The sequence below is a fragment of the Vibrio ostreicida genome (assembly GCF_013074385.2).
GTDB classification, from domain to species: domain Bacteria; phylum Pseudomonadota; class Gammaproteobacteria; order Enterobacterales; family Vibrionaceae; genus Vibrio; species Vibrio ostreicida.
The window spans coordinates 51025-72099 of record NZ_JABEYA020000018.1 but is presented as its reverse complement, the minus strand read 5'-3'; the positions used below and the strand labels follow the sequence as shown (position 1 = coordinate 72099).

The 21075-nt window shown below is 45.3% G+C and carries 17 protein-coding genes and 1 other annotated feature; of the genes, 7 read left to right on the top strand and 10 right to left on the bottom strand.

Features of this window, described 5'->3' with window-relative positions; all coding sequences use genetic code 11:
• Nucleotides 1–29: 29 nt before the first annotated feature.
• The 3 genes from HLM86_RS17475 to HLM86_RS17465 all read right to left on the bottom strand — a co-directional run bounded on the left by HLM86_RS17475 (nt 30) and on the right by HLM86_RS17465 (nt 2849).
• Nucleotides 30–641: a TIGR04211 family SH3 domain-containing protein gene (locus HLM86_RS17475; protein ID WP_076590021.1), complete on the bottom strand. Its 612-nt coding sequence runs from the start codon at nt 639–641 to the stop codon at nt 30–32.
• Nucleotides 642–785: 144 nt separating this feature from the next.
• Nucleotides 786–2045, bottom strand: a complete 1260-nt coding sequence (locus tag HLM86_RS17470) for an inorganic phosphate transporter (RefSeq protein WP_076590023.1) — start codon at nt 2043–2045, stop codon at nt 786–788.
• A 123-nt stretch (nt 2046–2168) separates the two neighbouring features.
• A complete protein-coding gene (locus HLM86_RS17465) occupies nt 2169–2849 on the bottom strand; it encodes a TIGR00153 family protein (protein WP_076590025.1) in 681 nt (226 codons plus the stop codon).
• 203 nt (nt 2850–3052) lie between these two features.
• Between HLM86_RS17465 and HLM86_RS17460 the strand changes: the two genes are divergently transcribed.
• Nucleotides 3053–4570, top strand: a complete 1518-nt coding sequence (locus HLM86_RS17460) for a CYTH and CHAD domain-containing protein (protein WP_076590026.1) — start codon at nt 3053–3055, stop codon at nt 4568–4570.
• Between the two features lie 20 nt (nt 4571–4590).
• Here the strand turns inward: HLM86_RS17460 and HLM86_RS17455 are convergent, their stop codons facing one another.
• Nucleotides 4591–5358, bottom strand: coding sequence for a potassium channel family protein (locus HLM86_RS17455; RefSeq protein ID WP_076590028.1), 768 nt, complete (start codon nt 5356–5358; stop codon nt 4591–4593).
• A gap of 344 nt (nt 5359–5702) precedes the next feature.
• Between HLM86_RS17455 and glnE the strand changes: the two genes are divergently transcribed.
• Both glnE and hldE read left to right on the top strand, forming a co-directional pair.
• Entirely contained in the window at nt 5703–8543 is a 2841-nt protein-coding gene (gene glnE, locus HLM86_RS17450; RefSeq protein ID WP_076590030.1) for a bifunctional [glutamate--ammonia ligase]-adenylyl-L-tyrosine phosphorylase/[glutamate--ammonia-ligase] adenylyltransferase, read from the top strand.
• A gap of 60 nt (nt 8544–8603) precedes the next feature.
• Nucleotides 8604–10034 carry a bifunctional D-glycero-beta-D-manno-heptose-7-phosphate kinase/D-glycero-beta-D-manno-heptose 1-phosphate adenylyltransferase HldE gene (hldE, locus tag HLM86_RS17445; RefSeq protein WP_076590032.1) on the top strand — a complete coding sequence of 477 codons (1431 nt, stop codon included), beginning with the start codon at nt 8604–8606 and terminating at the stop codon, nt 10032–10034.
• 97 nt (nt 10035–10131) lie between these two features.
• On the opposite strand, the gene arcA is transcribed toward hldE, so the two are convergent.
• Nucleotides 10132–10848 (bottom strand): two-component system response regulator ArcA, encoded by a 717-nt coding sequence (arcA, locus tag HLM86_RS17440; protein WP_076590034.1) that lies wholly within the window; start codon nt 10846–10848, stop codon nt 10132–10134.
• A 684-nt stretch (nt 10849–11532) separates the two neighbouring features.
• Here arcA and HLM86_RS17435 point away from each other — a divergent pair.
• Nucleotides 11533–12018: a putative 4-hydroxy-4-methyl-2-oxoglutarate aldolase gene (locus HLM86_RS17435; protein ID WP_170883446.1), complete on the top strand. Its 486-nt coding sequence runs from the start codon at nt 11533–11535 to the stop codon at nt 12016–12018.
• Here the strand turns inward: HLM86_RS17435 and HLM86_RS17430 are convergent.
• Complete coding sequence (locus tag HLM86_RS17430; RefSeq protein WP_076590037.1) at nt 12015–12476, bottom strand: hypothetical protein; 462 nt, start codon at nt 12474–12476, stop codon at nt 12015–12017. The genes HLM86_RS17435 and HLM86_RS17430 overlap by 4 nt on opposite strands.
• A gap of 283 nt (nt 12477–12759) precedes the next feature.
• Nucleotides 12760–12878 (top strand) — a sequence feature (Thr leader region).
• Nucleotides 12879–12907: 29 nt separating this feature from the next.
• Between HLM86_RS17430 and thrA the strand changes: the two genes are divergently transcribed.
• Genes thrA through thrC form a run of 3 tightly spaced genes read left to right on the top strand, consistent with a single transcriptional unit; the run spans nt 12908 to nt 17620 of the window.
• On the top strand, nt 12908–15367 hold the full coding sequence (gene thrA / locus HLM86_RS17425; RefSeq protein WP_076590039.1) for a bifunctional aspartate kinase/homoserine dehydrogenase I: 2460 nt from the start codon (nt 12908–12910) through the stop codon (nt 15365–15367).
• Between the two features lie 4 nt (nt 15368–15371).
• Nucleotides 15372–16340: a homoserine kinase gene (gene thrB, locus HLM86_RS17420; protein WP_076590041.1), complete on the top strand. Its 969-nt coding sequence runs from the start codon at nt 15372–15374 to the stop codon at nt 16338–16340.
• Nucleotides 16337–17620: a threonine synthase gene (thrC, locus tag HLM86_RS17415; RefSeq protein ID WP_170883444.1), complete on the top strand. Its 1284-nt coding sequence runs from the start codon at nt 16337–16339 to the stop codon at nt 17618–17620. Before thrB ends, thrC begins: the two co-directional genes overlap by 4 nt.
• A 56-nt stretch (nt 17621–17676) precedes the next feature.
• Here the strand turns inward: thrC and HLM86_RS17410 are convergent, their stop codons facing one another.
• From HLM86_RS17410 to mtnN, 4 genes are all read right to left on the bottom strand, one after another.
• Nucleotides 17677–18297 carry a TRIC cation channel family protein gene (locus tag HLM86_RS17410; protein WP_076590044.1) on the bottom strand — a complete coding sequence of 207 codons (621 nt, stop codon included), beginning with the start codon at nt 18295–18297 and terminating at the stop codon, nt 17677–17679.
• 85 nt (nt 18298–18382) lie between these two features.
• A complete protein-coding gene (btuF, locus tag HLM86_RS17405; RefSeq protein ID WP_076590046.1) occupies nt 18383–19201 on the bottom strand; it encodes a vitamin B12 ABC transporter substrate-binding protein BtuF in 819 nt (272 codons plus the stop codon).
• A complete protein-coding gene (locus HLM86_RS17400) occupies nt 19202–20155 on the bottom strand; it encodes a cobalamin biosynthesis family protein (RefSeq protein WP_170883442.1) in 954 nt (317 codons plus the stop codon).
• A 23-nt stretch (nt 20156–20178) separates the two neighbouring features.
• The gene (mtnN, locus tag HLM86_RS17395; RefSeq protein ID WP_076590050.1) at nt 20179–20877 is read right to left on the bottom strand and encodes a 5'-methylthioadenosine/S-adenosylhomocysteine nucleosidase; all 699 of its coding nucleotides are present in this window, start codon (nt 20875–20877) and stop codon (nt 20179–20181) included.
• Between the last annotated feature and the right edge of the window lie 198 nt (nt 20878–21075).

Here is a 21075-nt window from a genome sequence, read left to right as displayed (position 1 = left end):
TCGCGTTGGCGACCTCTTTTTTGTTGAACTTATGCCCAGCCTGGACGAGAACGTTTTTTACTTGGAATGATATGAGGAAGGATCAACCCGAAGAGCAGACCAATACCGGCTATACCACCGCCATACATGAGGTATTTCATCAGAAGATCATCTTTCTGAGTGTCGAGTTTTGCACGAAGGTTACGCACTTCTTCTTGAGAGGCTGTGAGTTGTTGGCTAATGTCACTATAACTTTTTTCGAGTTCGGCGATCTGACGGTTACGACTTTCCAGCGAGTCCGCTAAGCCTTCTTTCGCTTGATCGGCGTTGGTGCGTGCATTAGCAAGTTTCGCTTTCACATCGGTTAACTCTTTTTCCAATTTGGGAAGACGCAGAGCCATACTTTCTTGTGTGGTCACAAAGCGACTTTCAATCCAGCCTTTTCGTCCTTTGCTGTCTTGCACTTGAGTGTATCCCGTCTCTTTGTTGGCCGCCAAAAAGGTGACTCGATCACCAGCATCCACACTACCGATAATGCGAAATTGGTTGCTAGGGCCTGAGTGCATGTAAGTAAATAGGTTATCTGAGATATAACGGTCTTTTGCAAAGGCAGAGGGAACCGCCATCATTGTAAGTAAAAGCAGGCAAACCAATCTTTTCACGGTAAATCCTTTAACATCTTTTTTTGTAACGTGCTTGTGCCAAATAGTAAGTAGTTTCGGTCATTACTGCAACAAAGAAGGGAGGCTAAGCCTCCCTTTCTGTGGATTAGAGTCAATAATGACAGCCAGTTAACACATGTCTGACTAAATAAATAGGCTCTGTAATGTGTAGAAGAATATGACCGCCAGCAGGGCACCTGCAGGGAGAGTGACTATCCAAGATGCAACAATATTGCGAATCACACCTAGGTTAAGTGCAGCAATCCCACGAGCAAACCCAACGCCTAGAATCGCACCAACCAAGGTTTGAGTGGTTGAGATAGGCAAACCAGTGCCAGAGGCCAGTACAACGGTACAAGCTGTCGCAAGCTGAGCGGCGAAACCACGGCTTGGTGTTAACTCTGTGATCCCTGTCCCTACTGTTGCCATGACTTTATGACCTAGAGTGGCAAGGCCAACTACGATGCCAAGGCCTCCGAGAGGGAGTATCCACCATGCAATGCTGCTCTTAGCAGAGATTTCACCCATATGTTCGATAGTCGAGGCAACGGCTGATAATGGACCAATCGCATTGGCGACATCATTTGAACCATGCGCAAATGCCATCGCACATGCGGTAATTACCATGAGAACACTAAAGATACCTTCGACACCGGCAAAACCATGGTCGTCTTCACGGCTTGAGAATTTTTTCTGAATGTAAATATAGCCGCCAACCATCACCAGAGCAGAAACGACAGCAGACCACATCCAAGCTTCACTATTCGTTAGATGGAGACCAACGTGTTTTAAGCCTTTTTTGATGGTCACCAGTGCGATCACCATGGTGGTAATGAACATGTAAACTGGCACAAAACGCTTGGCATTAAATAACGGTTTCTCAGTATCAAAGATTAACCGCTGAGCGCTGACAAAAATGACATAAGCAAAGAAGCCAGAGATGATTGGCGTAATGATCCAACTTCCGACAATACCTTGTACGGAATCCCAATCTACGGCCTCTGTACCCACAGAGACACAAGCAAAGCCTATTATCGCACCGATGATTGAGTGAGTGGTAGAAACAGGCCAGCCCATGTAAGAAGCCAGTAAAAGCCAAGTACCTGCGGCAAGCAGAGCAGACATCATTCCAAAAACAAGAACATCGGGTTGACTGGCGAACAGCGATGTTTCAATCACGCCTTTACGGATAGTGTCGGTGACTTCACCGCCTGCAAGGTAGGCCCCAGCAAACTCAAAGATCATCGCGATGATGATGGCCTGTTTTACCGTTAAGGCTTTTGAACCTACTGAGGTCCCCATCGCATTGGCAACGTCATTGGCGCCAATACCGATTGCCATCATAAAACCAAAAATTGCTGCAATAATGATCAGGACAGTGCCGTAATTCGCAAGGATATCCATCGTAATACCTAGTTGTTGATAACAAGCGGAGCAAATTTAGCACGACAAGACTCCTTCGGCGCTTCGTTTTATCGCCTAACAGAGTGTGCAGTTAAATGCTCTTCGTTATATGGTTGACTTATGTTATGAACGGGACAGCATTAGCTCAAGGCGCGCACCCACACGCTGCGCTTGATCGGCTATACCACCCACCCATTCAAGAATTTTATAAAGGAACATGACATCAATTGGATTTAAGTCATTTTCAAGTGTCATTAGTTGTTGACGAAGTTGGATCTGCATCACATCAGTGTCGTCCTCAATCACGTCCAGTTGATGGATCATTTCAGCCACAAGCGTCACTTCACGGCCTTTAAACCCAGTTTCTAATAACTCATCGAGTTCGTTGATTACCTTCTGTGCTTGATTGGCTGCATCGAGACAACGTTCCACGTATGCAATGAAATTCTCTTGAAGAGATTCGGGGATAGTCAGTTGACGGCCGTAGACGCGGCCAGCAATGTCTTTAGCTAGATTTGCCAGTTTGTCTTGTTGAGTCAAAAGCTCGAGCATATCGCCACGATCGACTGGCATAAACAAACCACGAGGGAGTTTGAGACGAATTTCGCGTTTTAAAACGTCAGCTTCTTTCTCAAGGTGAGCAATTTGTGCACGGATTTCGGATGCTTTCTCCCAATCACCCTTTGAACTGACTTCAAAGAAATTGACAAGGTGCGAACAGCATTCGTTGACACACACAACGTGGCGCTGCAAAGGTTTAATCGGGGACTTTGCAAATAACCCCATAATTGTATTCACTGGCATGCTCATTAAACCTATAAATATAACCTAAGAATAACATACACCATTCATGGTGAAATGTTGAGCGATGGCTATAAAGGCGCGCATGTTAACCCATTAAATCTCTCATTTAAACTGTTTTAGATCATCACGACGTCGATATTTCTTTCTTGCCCGGTATGACAATTGGCAATATCCTGTTGGTATCTGCTTTAAAAGGTATCGTTATGGAAACCGAGATAGAACTGAAGTTTTTTGTTTCTCCCCAATTTTCAAGCGTTTTGAGAGAGAAAATATCTCAGGAAAAAGTCCTTCAACACACCTGTCGTGATTTAGGGAATACCTATTTCGATACGCCAGACAGTTGGCTCCGTCAACATGATATAGGGTTAAGAATTCGTCGTTTTGATGGTGTGTTTACCCAAACAGTCAAAACCTCTGGGCGGGTGGTCGCGGGTTTGCATCAAAGACCTGAATTCAACGCCGAACATCACAGCAATGAGCCCCTTATTCATCTCCACCCTGAAGAAATCTGGCCTGATGGCAAAGATCCACAAACACTCCAATCGGAGTTGATTCCACTCTTTTCGACTAACTTCACCCGAGAGCTATGGTTGTTGGTGATGCCTGATGGAAGTCAGGTTGAAGTTGCTTTTGATCAGGGCAAAGTCGAGGCTAGAGGACATGCAACGCCTATTTGTGAGGTAGAATTAGAACTTAAATCCGGCCAGACCGAAGCCTTGTTCACTTTAGCGCGTCGTTTTTGTGACGCTGGTGGAATGCGTCTTGGCAATTTGAGTAAAGCCGCTCAGGGCTATCGTTTGGCTAGTGGCCACACTGGTGATGAGGTTCAATCACTTCACTTGGTGAATACAAGCAAGCACGACACTCTTGAATCTTGTTTTATTCATTCTATTGAGCATGGTTTATCTCATTGGCATTATCACGAGCAGATTTATGCAGAAAGGGAATCGGTGGCAGCGCTACTGGAAATCAAGAGTGCTGTTAGGTTTATTCGTCAGGTGCTGACCGTTTATGGCGGAGTGGTTCCAAAACGCGCGAGTACGTCGCTCCGTCAAGATCTTAAATGGCTTGAGCAAGAGTTAGACTGGTTGAGTGATTATGATTACCTTGAATCTCTCCTCGATGATAAAGGGAATGCGTTGCGTAAGTTGGATGCACGAAAGTTCCTCGTCAGCGAGCTCAAACAGATACAAGAAACACTTCCAGATCGTGATGCTATGTTGAGTTTGCTCACGTCTGCGCGTTACACCAGTTTATGGTTGGATTTGAGCCATTGGATCCTTACTCGAGGTTGGCAGTCATGTCTTGATGATAAGGCAAGAGATAAAATGTCATTGACGATAGAGCCTTTTTCAATCAAACAGTTGGATCGTTCATGGGCTGAGCTAATAGAAGCTTTTCCACCGGAGCGAACACTAGATAGTCAGGGCTACATTGATCAACAGTATCGCCTCATGCGCAACCTTTACACCGGAATCGGTTTCGCCAGTTTATTTGATGTTGAAGAGCGTGATAAATTCCGGTTACCGTGGCACGACTTATTGCATGGTATTGATGATCTTCTGAAATTGAGGACTTTGCAACATCTCGTCGAGAAGCTCGTTGGTGACGAACGTGAACAACTCGAGCGTTGGTTATCTCGTCAAGAAGGATCTATTCTGCATGCGATGGAACAGACGCGTGTCATTTGTATTGAGGCAGAACCTTACTGGCAAGATTGATTCTCCTTACTCACCTTGATCTAGGGGGCTTTGTGCTCCCTTTTTTGATGTTGTTCAATTTGATCCAAACGTTTTAAAATCAGTTCTTGCTTGGCGACTATCTCAATGAGTAAACGTTCTTTGTTTTCAGAGCGATAAGTTTGAGATTGAGAAGGGGCTGTGATCATAGAGGTAATTAACCCTGAAATCATACCAAACAGACCGACGCCACCAATGATCAACCCAGCAGCGAGTATTTTTCCTCCTTCGGTCACAGGGTAGTGGTCTCCGTAGCCGACCGTCGAGATAGTCACCAGAGCCCACCACATCGCATCCCCACCAGACTGGATATTTGCCTCAGGTGAATGACCTTCAATGAATAGCATCAAACTTGAGCCTAACGTCAGTAAAATGACCATCATCAGCAAAATAGAAGCGATGGTCGTTTCATGTTTATTCTTGAGTAGTTGCTTGATCACACTGCGGCTGGTACGCATCACTAGAATGATCCTCAGAATGTGGAATATCCGAGCATACCTCAAAGGTTCGATCATCGGAATGCTGGCGACGATATCAAGCCAGTGCTGTTTCAAAAAAAGCCTTCGATCGTTTGAACGGAAAAAATCTATGCTTAATTGAATTAAAAAAATGCTACAGATAACAAAATCTAAACCAATGAGAATTTGGCGTATTTCTGCCCTCAGTGGAAAAAATAAGAGCCCAGATATCACGAATAAGGCCATAAATGACAAGATGAGCGACAAGACACTCATGGGTTTTATATCGTCTCTAATATCACTTTTTTTCATATGGGGCTCTATGTAGCTATTTGTTGTCAATAAAATAGAAGCGAGTTGTCAGTCTATGATCTCATTGCTACGAAGCATAGCGAAACACCACAGATATCTGCCTAGAACAACGAAAATACAAACGACTTGCGGAGCGTAAACAGGGATTAGGGTGGCTTTTAATCGATGGGGATAAGCCATCACTCATCATTCGGCTGGTCACGAAAGGGGGCGCGATGGGGGCTAAGATCACATCTCTTAAAGTCTGATGATCAGAATGGCACCAATTCTCGTTCACTTATTGTTAGTGGGTATTTTTTATTGATATAAACTTCCTAACAAGATTTGTTGCCCAAGGAATCATTATGACATTGCCACCCACGCTTTACGCGATCTCTCAATCGACGGTCAAAACCTTTCTGGACAATGCCCCTTTTTCGGAGTGGCCAACAAAACGCCAAAACGAGTTAGAGTATGTTGTGGGCTTAAGTGAATTCATTGCTCACGCTTTGATAAATGACTCGTTTTTGCAGTCTAATCTTTTAGATATGCTCCAGCATGAGTCTCGTTCGGAAGGGTATCGTAAGCACTTAGCGGATCTATTGAAAGCGTGTGCTGATGAAGAAGAACTTCTGAAAATTCTGCGCCAATTTCGTTACCGTGAAATGACTTATATCGCGTGGCGGGACTTTACTTCAAGCTGGACGCTAGAGCAGAGTTTGGCTCATCTCTCTCAGTTGGCTGAGGCAATGATCTTTGAAACCTATCAATGGCAATATAAAGCATGTTGCGCTCTTTGGGGAACGCCATGCAATGATGAGGGTATCCCTCAACCTATGCTGATTATCGGAATGGGTAAACTGGGAGGAGGGGAGCTCAACTTTTCGTCGGATATTGATTTAGTTTTTACTTATCCTGAGAACGGCGAAACACAAGGGGCAAGAAAAAGCATTGCTAACGCCCAGTTTTTCACCCGTTTGGGGCAGCGCATTATCAAAGCCTTGTCTCAACAGACTTTGGATGGGTTTTGTTATCGGGTCGATATGAGGTTGCGACCTTTTGGTGACAGTGGTCCGTTAGTCATGAGTTATTCCGCTTTGGAAGATTATTATCAGGAGCAGGGACGTGACTGGGAGCGTTACGCAATGATAAAAGCCCGAGTAATGGGCTGCGAAATGTACCCTGAATATCAGGAACTTAGAGGTATGTTACGTCCATTTGTGTTTCGCCGTTATATCGACTTTAGCGCGATTCAATCATTGAGAAGAATGAAATCGATGATCAGCAGCGAAGTCCGTCGCCGTGGTTTGAGTAACAACATAAAATTAGGCGCAGGCGGGATCCGTGAAATTGAGTTTATTGCGCAAGTGTTTCAGCTTATCCGTGGTGGGCGTGAACCGACTTTGCGCCACCGAGGCTTATTGGAAACGCTGTCGGGCATTGCAGAACTTGAGTTGCTAAGTGGTCAAGATGTTGAATCTCTGAAACTGGCCTATCAGTTTCTTCGTCGCTTGGAGAACCTCATCCAAGCAACAAACGATAAACAAACCCAGAGCTTACCTGAAGACGGCATTGAACAGTTGAGAATATCAACGGCAATGGGGTATGTGAATTGGAGTGTGCTTATCGCAGAGATTGGCCAGCATATGGCCAATGTACATCAGATATTTCGCCAGTTGATTGGAGATGAAGACGAAGACGGTTTGGATGTCGAAAGCCACTTTCACGAGCTATGGAATATGGCCGAGAAGCAAGATGTAGTCGAACAAATCTTATCTCAAGATATTGGGGTCGATGATCCTGTTTCTATGGCCTCAAACGTTTTTCAATTCCATCAGGATTTAGTGAAGAAAACGCTTGGACCACGTGGACGTGAAGTGATCAATGACTTAATGCCAAAGATGTTTGCAGCGATCTATTCTCATGCCGACGCTCAATTTGGTTTGCCGAGGGTGTTACACTTACTGAATAAAATAGTCACACGAACGACCTATTTGGAGCTGCTCGATGAACACCCTGCTGCGCTCACTCACTTAGTACGCTTGTGCACAGCCAGTCCATTGATCTCTGAGCAGCTTGGTCGTTATCCTATTTTGTTGGATGAACTTATTGATCCTCAGCAGCTGTATCATCCAGTGCCACTTGAAAGTTATCGGACGGAACTTCGGGATTTTTTAGCCCGTATTCCAGAAGAGGATATGGAACAACAGATGGAAGGGCTCCGCCAATTCAAACAGATTTGTATGCTTAGAATTGCCGCCGCCGATATCGCTGATGCCATGCCTATTATGAAAGTCAGTGATCATCTTACTTATTTAGCTGAAGCTATTGTTGAATCGGTGATCAGCCAAGCTTGGTTACAGGTGTCTAAAAAGTTTGGTGAGCCCGCTCACTTGAAACATAGCGAAGGACGAGGGTTTGCGGTTATTGGTTATGGAAAGGTAGGGGGGTGGGAGCTGGGCTATACCTCGGATTTAGACATTGTTTTTATGCATGACTGCCCTGTCGATTCTTATACCGATGGTGAGAAGATAATAGACGGCCGTCAATTTTATCTTAAGTTGGCTCAACGAATCATTCACATATTCTCTACTCGGACTGCGTCTGGCGTGTTGTATGAAGTGGACACCCGTTTGCGGCCATCTGGCGCTTCAGGCTTGTTGGTGAGTCCTATTGAGGCTTTTGCTGACTACCAGCACAATGAGGCCTGGACATGGGAGCATCAAGCCCTAGTTCGTGCTCGAATGATCTTCGGAACGCCACAATTGCAAAGTGATTTTGCCGAAATACGGCATACTATTCTTACATTACCCAGAGAGGAAGAAGAGCTCAAACAGTCGGTGGTTGATATGAGGGCTAAGATGAGAACCTATCTGGGAGGAAAAAAAACGGGTCGATTTATGATCAAGCAGGACCCTGGAGGGATCGCCGATGTTGAATTTCTGGCTCAATACCTCGTTCTACGGTACAGCCAAAATAAGCCGGAGCTGACGCGTTGGAGTGACAATGTTCGAGTTTTTGAATCGATGATGGCCGAGGGGATTATGGAAGGATCGGCAGCAAAGGGCGTGATGAATGCATATATTAAGATGCGAGACCAAATACATCATCGTAATCTTCTCCACCTTGATGCGGATGTTGCTGATGATAAGCTTATTGAAGAACGTGAGTTGGTAAAGGCGCTTTGGCACCAATGGTTGGAATAGGTTTTGGCGCGTCTTACCCTGTGTTAAACTCATGCCCGAACTAGACTTTGGAGACTCACAATGAAACCAATCCTGCCTAACTACAGTGATTCTGGTGTATTGATTATCGGTGATGTGATGTTGGATCGCTACTGGTATGGCCCGACTGGGCGAATTTCTCCAGAAGCGCCTGTCCCTGTGGTTAAAGTAGAAAACAACGAAGAGCGTCCTGGTGGAGCTGCCAATGTGGCAATGAATATTGCTTCTTTAGGAGGCCTTGCGCATATCGTCGGTCTGACTGGCATTGATGAGCCTGCAAAAGTGTTGAATGAAACGTTAGCTGCTTTGAAAGTGAAGTGTGATTTTGTGGCACTGCCAAACTATCCGACCATAACCAAGTTGCGTGTACTGAGCCGTGGACAACAACTGATTCGTCTCGATTTTGAAGACAAGTTTGAAAATACGCAAGCGGACCTCATTTTGGATCGAATGGAACTCGCTCTGCCCAAAGTAAAGTCTGTTGTGTTGTCGGATTATGCTAAAGGGGCACTTGAACATGTGCAGCAGTTCATTCAAAAAGCTCGTCAAGCACAGGTGCCCGTTTTCGTTGACCCCAAAGGGGCTGACTTTGAACGTTACCGAGGAGCCACACTCCTAACTCCAAATATGGCAGAATTTGAGCTGGTCGTCGGTCAGGTCAAATCCGAGCATGAGATGGTAGAAAAAGGACTGGCCCTGATTGAAAAATATGATTTTGAAGCGCTCTTGGTGACAAGAAGCGAGCATGGGATGACGCTTCTTCGTCGTGGTCAGGAACCTTTTCATTTACCCACGCTGGCAAAAGAAGTGTACGACGTAACGGGTGCGGGGGACACCGTCATATCGGTTCTTGCAGCCTCCGTCGCATCAGGTAAGCCTCTTGATGAAGCATGCGCCTTAGCCAATGCGGCTGCAGGGGTTGTTGTCGGTAAACTGGGTACATCAACTGTGTCGACAATAGAATTAGCGGAAGCCGTGCATGGTAGCCAAGATACTGATTTTGGTGTGACGACAGAGCGAGCTTTAATTGATGCGGTTAAAACAGCTCAGTCGAAAGGTGAAAAGGTTGTGATGACCAATGGTTGTTTCGATATTCTCCATGCAGGCCATGTCTCTTATTTAAATCACGCCGCTGAGTTAGGTGATCGTCTCATTGTTGCGGTAAATACTGATGAGTCGGTGAAGCGTTTGAAAGGGCCCGGCAGGCCGGTTAATCCAACTGACCGCCGTATGGCGGTTTTAGCGGGACTTGGCGCGGTAGATTGGGTGGTTCCTTTTGATGAAGACACCCCACAGCGTCTTATTGCGGATGTGCTTCCAGACTTGTTAGTCAAGGGAGGGGATTATAAACCTGAAGAGATTGCTGGTGGCAAAGAAGTGTTGGCCAATGGTGGTGATGTTCAGGTGTTAAACTTTGAAGATGGCTGTTCAACCACCGAGATCATCGACGCAATCAAAGGCGGCCGAAGTTAATCGGATTGTCAGAAAAAGTGATAGATGAGTTTGGGAACAACCCCTGCAATCGAAAAATGGAGCCACTCGGCTCCATTTTTTAGTTTTTAGTCAGGCATTATTCTTCTAGATCACCGCAGAAGCGATAGCCTTCACCATGAATCGTGGCAATAATTTCTGGTGTCCCAGAGATGGATTCAAAATGCTTGCGTATACGTCGAATCGTCACATCGACGGTGCGATCATGTGGCTTCAGCTCACGTCCGGTCATTTTTTTCAAGAGATCAGCACGTGTCTGGATCTTACCTGGGTTTTCGCAGAAATGCAGTAAAGCACGGAACTCTGAACGCGGCAGTTTATAACCTTCGCCACTAGGATTAACCAGTGAGCGACTATTAATGTCCAATACCCAGCCATTGAATTGGTATTTTTCGACACTGCGCTTTTCTTCAGTGGTTGCTGTTGCACTCATTGAGCGGCTCAGCAAATTTCGCGCTCTAATAGTGAGCTCGCGAGGATTGAAAGGTTTTGTGATGTAATCATCCGCGCCTATTTCTAGACCAAGAATTTTGTCAACTTCATTGTCTCGGCCCGTAAGGAACATTAAGGCTACATTTGCCTGTTCACGCAATTCACGTGCAAGCAAAAGGCCATTTTTTCCCGGAAGATTGATGTCCATAATTACTAGGTTTACTTGATTGTCAGACAGCACTTGGTGCATCTCTTCACCGTCACTGGCCTCGAAAACAGCGTATCCCTCTGCTTCAAAAATACTCTTTAGAGTGTTACGAGTTACTTGCTCATCTTCAACAATAAGAATGTGCGGGGTTTGCATTGGCGGTACCTAAACTTGTGAAAAAATTGTGCTAATAGAATAAATTCTAGGCAAAAACCTAACATACAGGTAATGTGATGTTGATAATAAACCAAAGACTCTAAAAAACATACTTTCTTTGATTGCCCGCCGTCCATGGTACTAATTCACTTCTCTGAGGTCCCTTCCCTCATTGCCTCTACCAGTCTTTGAGGCGGATTCTATAATGTTAACAGCTTGCTAACAACGTCAGAGTATTAATTCCATACTCTTTGTTGATTTATATCAAGAGTTTGAATGTAACAAATATTATTGGTCTAAAACAGATGAAAATGACGATTTACCATGAGTTTGAATGTTCGGCTTTGGCAAAATTACTTAGATCCCTATTTTGTGTTTTGTGGCAAACTTTTGGCCAACAAGTTTGCTATCATCATTGCATGGAACCCATCCAGCCACAGGTTGAACCAACATCAGGTCAATAGAAAGAACCCAAGCTCAACGAAAGAGTGTCGTTAAACCGACGATCTCAAAGTCCCTGTCATGTCAGTGGGTAAAGGCTTGCTGTGGGGGAAATATCAACAAAACGCAATTTACTGTGTTTACGATGACCATTTGCTGTCTTGGTGCCCAAACTAAAGTGAGCCTTAGAGAGTGGACGTTTCGATGAAAATAAACTTTGATTGAGATACTCATGGAGGAAACATGAAAGACATTACACCGGACATATGTGATAGACATGAGGACAAAGTCAGATTGCTGAATCTGCCTTTGCATACCTTTGGCCATAAAAGTGCATTTTGGGGTGAAATTGTTACGGTTCGTTGTTTTCATGATAACTCAAAGATCAAAGAGGCATTGAGCCAAAATGGAAAAGGAAAAGTCTTGATAGTCGATGGTAACGGTTCATGCCAGAAAGCGTTACTTGGCGATCAACTGGCGCTGTTAGCGATCAACAACCATTGGGAAGGCATTATTATCTATGGGGCGATTCGAGACGCGGCCGCAATGGCGGAAATGGAAATAGGCATCAAAGCGTTGGGGACCAGCCCATTCAAAACGGAAAAGCGAGGAGCTGGAGAAATTAATGTGACCTTGACGGTACAAAACCAAATGATTCAACCCAGTGATTATGTTTATGCTGATTGGAATGGTGTCTTGACGTCAGCAGATATTCTAGACTGGAATTAGAAACGAAATCCAATACCAAACTCAAGCTCTTGCTGCCACTCTTGATGTTCGAGAGTGGCATGAAAATCGAGGTTTTCGGTTAGTCGCATCCGGCTAGAGACCTCGGCACTGACGACATTGTCATCCTTGTCTGCTGCTAGGTCGTCTGCATAGGCATGAAGTGTGCTTTTAACAGACACTCTCGGCGTGATTTGATAGCTGACTCCGCTCATTATCCCACTTTCATTGATGTCCTTGCCCTGATCGAGACGAGCACCGACATAAACATCGATGTTGCTGAAAATGTTGTAGGAATAACCGCCGTCAATTTTCCAAGTGTCGAAGTCTTGATGGTTGCTTTCGCTTGAGAGAAAAATCTTGTGTGGCGATCCTTTGTATTTGGATGGCAATTCGGGCAGTGCGGTCGCAAGTGAGGAGCTTGCGAACAGAGTTAGCAACAGGCTTAGTATTGTTTTCATTTGCCACTCCTTGATTGTTATTGATCCACCGCACGATCAATTAAAGCATAAATCACTCAAGCTGGTAGCGACATTTTAAGACCATGATCGATTTCCTTATTATGCAACCATACTCAAACTGTTTCGTCGAAAGATAACTTGTTGAACTGGCTCACAGAACAGATTTTCCGACCCGAACAAAGAAAAAAATATTTTTTTTCATTGACTCGAGAATAACAAATGGGTTAAACGTATGGGTAAGCAATCACACTATCGCAAACATTTATATATGTATAAGCTCAGCCTTTCAGTAATGACCACCACCATTATTATTACCGACATCATACATGTTGGGGCAGGCGGCTAAGCGAAAGAAATTTTAAAAAAAAGGCCTGTATCCCACCAGATACAGGCCTTTTTTTATACCAATTGACAGATTTTTGGAGGAAGTAATGCGTGTTTTGAAATTTGGAGGCTCATCATTAGCCGATGCGGAGCGCTTTTTACGAGCCGCAGATATCATTGCGAACAATGCACAGCAGGAAGAGGTCGCTGTGGTCCTATCCGCGCCCGGAAAAACAACGAATAAATTGGTCGCAGTGATTGATGGAGCACTAAAAAATGGTCAAGCTGAATTGCAAATTAATGAGCTAGAAGATGCTTTACGTGATTTGTATCAGGGGATTAAACACGTTTTACCCCATATCGATGGCTCTGATTATGACAATCAGGTCAAGACATCGTTAACTCAACTTCGACAGTTTGTCCATGGCATTGATCTTCTGGGTATGTGTCCAGACAATGTGAATGCGCGAATCATTAGTAAGGGTGAGCGAATTTCTGTTCAGTTGATGAAGGCCGTTTTGGAGGCGAAAGATCAACCCGCTAGCTTAATTGATCCTGTACACTATTTATTTGCTCAAGGTGAATATCTAGAAGCCATGGTCGATGTTGAGGTTTCGACGCAAAACTTCCGTAATCAGCCGTTACTGAAAGGCCATGTCAATATTATGCCTGGATTCACAGCAGGCAATGAACAAGGCGAAATCGTGACGCTTGGACGTAATGGGTCAGACTATTCTGCGGCAGTACTCGCGGCTTGCCTCAGAGCGGAATGCTGTGAAATTTGGACAGATGTGGATGGGGTTTTTAACTGTGATCCCCGCTTGGTGGAAGACGCTCGTTTACTTAAGAGTTTAAGCTATCAGGAGGCGATGGAACTTTCCTATTTTGGTGCGTCTGTTCTCCACCCCAAAACCATTGCTCCGATTGCCCAGTTCCATATTCCTTGCCTCATTAAAAACAGTTTTAACCCTCAAGGAGCAGGAACCTTAATTGGTCAGGATACTGGTGAAGATAAACTCTCCATTAAAGGGATCACCACCTTGGGTGATCTTACCATGGTCAATGTTTCTGGTCCTGGAATGAAAGGCATGGTTGGTATGGCTAGCCGCGTTTTTGGCGCAATGTCTTCAGCGGGGGCTTCTATCGTTTTAATTACCCAGTCTTCGTCTGAATACAGCATCAGTTTCTGTATTGAATCTCAGGATAAAAAAATTGCCCAACAAGCACTTAACGATGCTTTTGAGTTGGAACTTAAAGATGGCCTACTTGAGCCAGTCGAATTCATGGACGACGTTGCGATCGTGACTCTGGTGGGTGACGGTATGCGGACATCTCGTGGTGTGGCCTCTCAGTTTTTCTCTTCACTTGCTGAAGTAAACGTTAACATAGTGGCTATCGCACAAGGATCATCTGAACGCGCTATATCTGCGGTTATTCCAGAAGATAAGATTTCAGAAGCGATTAAGGCGTGTCATGAAAACCTCTTTAATTCCAAACATTTCCTCGATGTTTTTGTTGTTGGAGTGGGAGGTGTGGGCGGTGAGCTGGTCGATCAAATTCAACGTCAGCAGGCTAAATTGGCGGAAAAAGGTATTGTGCTTAGAGTGTGTGGTTTAGCGAACAGCAAAGGACTATTACTTGACAGTGAAGGACTCCCCCTAAAACACTGGCGGGATCGAATGAAAGATGCCACAGAAGAGTTTAGCTTGGCTCGTTTAATTTCACTCGTACAGCGCAATCATATTATTAATCCCGTTTTGGTCGATTGTACTTCTAGTGAAGCGATTGCTAACCAGTACTCTGATTTCCTTGCCGCAGGCTTCCATGTCGTTACGCCCAATAAGAAAGCAAATACCGCAGGTATGGCTTACTACCATCAATTGCGTGATATTGCTCGAAGCTCTCGACGTAAACTGATGTATGAAACTACCGTAGGCGCAGGCTTGCCGGTGATTGAAAACCTTCAAAACTTGATCGCCGCAGGCGATGAACTTGAGCGTTTTAGCGGTATTTTGTCGGGTTCACTGTCATACATTTTTGGTAAGTTGGATGAAGGGATGACACTGAGTCAGGCAACAAATATTGCCAAGCAACATGGTTTTACTGAACCTGATCCACGCGATGATCTCTCAGGAATGGATGTTGCGCGTAAATTGCTTATTTTGGCCCGCGAAGCAGGAATGAGCCTCGAGTTAGAGGAAGTCATTGTTGATCAAGCGCTGCCACCAGGTTTTGATGATTCAGGCAGCGTCGACGATTTTATGGCACGGTTACCAGAAGCGGATGCTTATTTTCAAGAATTGTCAGCTAAAGCTGCGGAAGAAGGGAAAGTCTTACGTTATGTCGGTGAAATTTCCGAGGGTCAATGTCGGGTCACTATGGCGGCGGTTGATGGTAACGATCCTATGTTCAAAATCAAAGACGGTGAAAATGCGCTGGCATTTTACAGCCGTTACTATCAGCCGATCCCACTGGTATTACGTGGTTATGGCGCTGGAACTGAGGTCACTGCGGCGGGGGTATTTGCTGACGTGATGCGTACGTTGGGTTGGAAATTAGGGGTCTAAGTCGATGAGTATTGGTCAGGACGTCGTGGTTTATGCCCCAGCATCCATAGGAAATGTAAGCGTTGGTTTTGATGTGCTTGGTGCCGCAGTATCCCCAGTGGATGGGACTTTGCTGGGTGATCGGGTATGGGTCAAGGCGAGCGTTCAACAATTTAGTCTAAAAACATCAGGGAACTTTGTTGATAGATTACCCGCTGATCCTAAAGAAAATATTGTCTACGATTGCTGGAAAGTTTTTGCTAGGGAGCTGGAAAAAAAGACGGAGATATTATTGCCTTTAGAGATGACACTTGAGAAAAATATGCCGATCGGGTCTGGGTTAGGCTCCAGTGCTTGCTCGATTGTCGCGGCTTTAGATGCTTTAAATCAATTTCATGGTAATCCACTCACTAGTAATGAGTTACTGGACTTAATGGGCGAAATGGAAGGTCAGATTTCTGGGGGGGTACATTACGACAATGTCGCTCCTTGTTATCTCGGTGGTGTGCAATTGATGTTGGAAGAATTGGATATCATTAGCCAGACTGTTCCCTGCTTTGATGATTGGTATTGGGTTATGGCCTACCCAGGAATCAAGGTTTCTACGGCTGAAGCTCGTGGCATTCTACCTTCTCAGTATCGTCGTCAAGATGTGATTGCTCATGGTCGTCATTTAGCGGGCTTTATTCATGCGTGTCACTCCGGTCAACCTGAGCTGGCGGCAAAAATGATTAAAGACGTGATTGCCGAACCGTATCGTGAGAAACTGCTGCCAGGCTTTGCTCAGGCACGCCGCTATGCGACATCGGCGGGAGCATTGGCGACCGGAATATCCGGCAGTGGCCCGACGTTATTTAGTATTTGCAATGATAAAGAAGTGGCTGAGCGTGTTGCACGCTGGCTTGAACAAAATTACGTACAAAACGAACAAGGGTTCGTCCATGTTTGCCAACTTGACAAGCAAGGTTCGAAAGTGACAGGAAGTGAGCTATGAAGCTGTACAATATAAAAGAAAATGATCAACAAGTAACGTTTGGCCAAGCTGTTCGTCAAGGGCTAGGTCGTAACCAAGGCCTTTTCTTTCCATCGACTCTACCAGAGCTTGATGATGTGGATGCCTTGCTTGCAGAAGACTTTGTATCGCGTAGTACAAAGATTTTAGCCGCTTTGATTGGTGATGAATTAGCAAAAGAGCAAGTACACGCTATGGTGGACTCTGCTTTTCAGTTTTCGGCGCCAATAAACCGTATCAAAGAAGGTGTGTATGCATTGGAGTTATTCCATGGGCCTACACTGGCGTTTAAAGATTTTGGTGGGCGCTTTATGGCGCAATCGCTTGTTGCCGTATCAGATGGCGGTAAGATTACAATATTGACGGCAACATCAGGCGATACTGGTGCGGCTGTAGCGCATGCCTTTTATGGTATGGAGGACATCAATGTTGTTATTCTTTATCCAAATGGAAAAATCAGCCCACTTCAGGAGAAACTCTTCTGTACTTTAGGGGGTAATATTCACACAGTATCCATTGACGGTGATTTTGATGCATGCCAAGCGCTTGTAAAGCAAGCATTTGATGACGCAGACTTGCGTGAGGAAATTGGCCTGAATTCCGCCAACTCTATCAATATAAGTCGCCTTATGGCTCAAATTTGCTACTACTTTGAAGCCGCTTCCCAATTGACTAAAGAGCAACGTGAAAATCTTGTCATATCAGTACCGAGTGGTAATTTTGGCAATCTCACTGCAGGTTTATTGGCGAAAGCTCTCGGTTTACCCGTTAAACGCTTTATTGCTGCGACCAACGAAAATGACACCGTTCCTCGTTATCTGGAGACAGGACAATGGGAGCCTAAACCGACGGTGGCGACGACCTCTAATGCCATGGACGTTAGCCAGCCGAACAACTGGCCTCGTATCGAAGAGCTATGTCGGTTGAAGGGTTGGGGTCTGGATACATTAGGTAAAGGTAAAGTGTCGGATCTGCAAAGTGCAGAATCAGTCCGCGATTTACACTCGTTAGGCTATTTGTGTGAGCCTCATGGGGCCATTGCCTACCGTTTATTAAATGAGCAGCTGCAAGAAGGCGAAACTGGCTTTTTTTTATGTACGGCGCATCCCGCTAAATTTAAAGAAGTTGTCGATGATATTTTAGGCTTGGATATTGAGCTTCCGGCACCATTGGCTAAGCACGCTGCAATGGAACTTTTATCTCAAGAGCTTTCTAATGATTTCGATGCATTGAAAGTTGTGCTTCGTAAAGTTCAAAAGTAACCGATAGTCGAACGAGATAAATAGGGTCGCCAAAGCGACCTTATTTATCTACCACATTATCGATTCAATGCGAATGTTGGTAGGGATAAATGCCAGCGAATAGCTCCCAAACGAATCAACAACGTTGAAAATACCCCAGCTAAGAATGCCGTATCGTTATCGTGCCCCATCGCCAGCGACATGGTATGAAATATACCGCCCGCAATACAGGCAGTGGCATAGACCTCACTTCGTAAAACCATGGGTACTTCTCTGGCTAGAACATCACGGATGATACCGCCACCACACCCGGTAATTACTCCCATGATAATGGCCACCAGTGCTGAATCTTGATATGACATTGCTTTGTCGACGCCAATACCAACAAAAACAGCCAACCCGATGGCATCGCAAACTGGCATGATCCACCACGCAAGGCGTTTGGGTCGACGCACAATGAGCATGGTGAGTAGACAAGTAATAAGAATTGTCCAAAGGTAGTTGGTATCTGTGACCCAGAATACGGGGGTTGCGCCAAGTGACATATCACGAATGGTTCCCCCGCCAATGGCGGTGACACTGCCTAGTACCACTACACCAAATGGGTCCATTTTTAGTCTGCCTGCGAGCAGAACGCCGGAAATAGCAAAAATAGCGGTACCGAATAAATCGATACTGTAGAGCAGGATAGAATCCACTGGAATTTAATCTCTCATTAAGATTCAGGTTTTACCTGAGTTAGATCACAAATCAAGGATTGTAATGTATTCAAGGTTAAGGTTGTTAGCGATTTTGCCTGACTTTCTCAAAGTATTGACAGATCTCTTCAACAGCATTCAACGTTCTTATCGTTGGCCGGTTTAGCCAGTCAGAATTGAGGGACCATATGTGGCTTTCTCTAACCGCAGTCAGGGAACCTTGCCAATCATGCCATGTATTGTCTTCAGCCACTCTGTGTTCTGAGGTAAAGATAACGTCAGGGTCGCGCAATAATACGAGCTCTTTTCCTATTTGAGGATATGAGACAGAACTGTTTTCGAAGATGTTGACGCCGCCACAAAAAGAAAAGACTTCACTGGGCCATTTTCCATTTGCCACTGTCATTAATGGGGTTGCGCTCAATTGATAAAAGTATCTGACGGGGCTATCGGTCTGATAAGTCTGTTTGAGTTGGCGAAGTTTCTCTCGAAACTGTGTGGCTGAGTGGTTGCCTACGGAGGGGTCTTGTGAATATTGGCTTAGCTGCTCGATATTGGAGGCAATATCGTCAAGTGTTCCTGTATTCGTATCGTAAATATTGAAACCAAATTGCTTGAGTTTATCGAGCTCCCGCGCTGGATTACCTGAGGGCCAAGCGATAATAAGATCCGGTTGGAGAGCGATAATACGTTCAAGTTTGAGTCCCTGATAATTTGATACTTTTTCCAGTTTTTGTGCCGCTATTGGGTAATCGCTGTGCTCACTGACCGCGATCAATTGATCGCCTAAACCTGCTGCGTACGCGAGTTCGGTTGCGTGAGGTGCAAGGCTAATTATGCGCTCTGCTGGCGCCGCATATATCGAGGAAGATAGGAGCAGTAATAAAAGTAATCGAGCCTGCATTTATATACCCTGATAAACGGCTGCCATAACCGCGCTTTGTACGATAACCCATACCGACATTCGCCAGACTAACAGTCTCTGAACTTGCGCCATATGAATCGCGGATGGGGCAATCCGGCCGCCTATCCGAGAGCGAACGGTTTTCTTTCCGTCATAAATAGCGGGGCCACCAAGAGAAAGTTGTTGTTTGGCACCAACGGAAATCAGCAACCAAGATGGTCCTGGCAGTGGCCAGGCGTTAGCCTGTTGTTTCAACAAAGCAAAGACCTCCTTCATTCTACCCCCCACCGCAATCATCAAGGCAAATAGACGCAGGGGAATATAATCCAGCACGGCCACGACACGAACCGCGGGAAGACCAAAAGGCGAGAATTTTTGCCGAGAAGGGGACCAAGCCCTTGCAAGCTCGACAGTCATTCGATAGAGGAAGGCACCGGTCCCTCCTGCGACGGCATACCAAAACATCACGGCGATAACATTACGGCCGTAGGACATAATGAGCGTTTCGGTTCCTGTTTTTCCTAACCCCAGTAGTGAAAGTGTTGCGGTTGAGCGGTTGACGATAGGCTGGAGCAGCATCTTTGCCTGTTCTTTATCTTCGCGTGCTAGAGCCGCTACGAAGTGCGCGGTAAACTTATCGGTGTTACGCCAATCTATTGCCAGAAGCAATAACGCTAACTCGAAGAGTACTGGTTGCCAAACAAGAGGTTTTAACGCGATGAGCACCATAAGCGTTGGGACTGTCATCAGAAGAAAGCCTAATGTGCCAGAAATAAGGCTTTGCGAGTAGTTCGAGTTAGTATTGACTTTATCGGCCAGTTGCTCAGCGAACTTGTGCCATAGAACCGCAGGATGTGCACGTCGGGGAAAAGGTAGGATAAGGTGACACAATAGAGCCCCCCACAAGACGAGGAGCGCTCCGTTGGAATACCACTGATCAAAAATTTCTTCCATGAGTATTGGCCAGTTAGTGATGATTATGCTTTCAGGAGCTCAACCATTTTTGACACCATCTCAGAAGAACTTTTCGCTGCCAAAGGAAGAAACTCTTCGAAACTCATAGGAGATGCCTTATCTGCTACATCAGAGATGGCGCGCACAATAACAAACGGTACTTTAAATTGGTGGCAGGTCTGAGCAATCGCTGAGGCTTCCATTTCGACAGCAATAACGTCTGGGAAATGTTGGCGTATCAATGCTTGGCGATCGGCACTACAAACAAAGGTATCTCCTGTACAGATCAGGCCACGAACCGCGTGTGTATTGTCCATTTGTGCAAGGGCTTGTTCTGCAGTATTCATTAATGTTGCATCAGCGACAAACGCAGCAGGTTGCTGAGCCATCTGCCCCATTTCATAACCAAATGCAGTGACATCTGCATCATGGTGGCGAACTTCTGTGGAGATCACTACGTCACCCAAGTTTAACGTTGAGTCAAAACCGCCAGCAGACCCTGTGTTGATGACAATGTCAGGTTGGTATTCTTGTAGAAGTAGCGTTGTGCCAATCGCCGCCGCAACTTTACCGATGCCCGATTGCAGTAACACAACCTCTACACCATTGAGTTGGCCAGAAAAAAAAGTGCAACCTGCTTTGTTGACAGTTTTACCGTTTTGGATGGATGCCTGGAGAATAGAGACTTCTTGCTCCATTGCTCCTATGATGCCGATTTTCATGATGAATTCCGCCATTTCAGAGAGTTAATTTGAGTTGAGTTCAGTGTAACAGAAATACTGATGGTAGAAACCCGAGTTTGATTGGTCGTTAAAAAGGGGAGGAGACTTGTGTTCAGTTTCTTCGTGTCGTTCTGGGGCTTAATGGCTTAAATTTCCTATTGCTTAAAAGAAGCACATCTCCTATAATCCGCGCTTCTC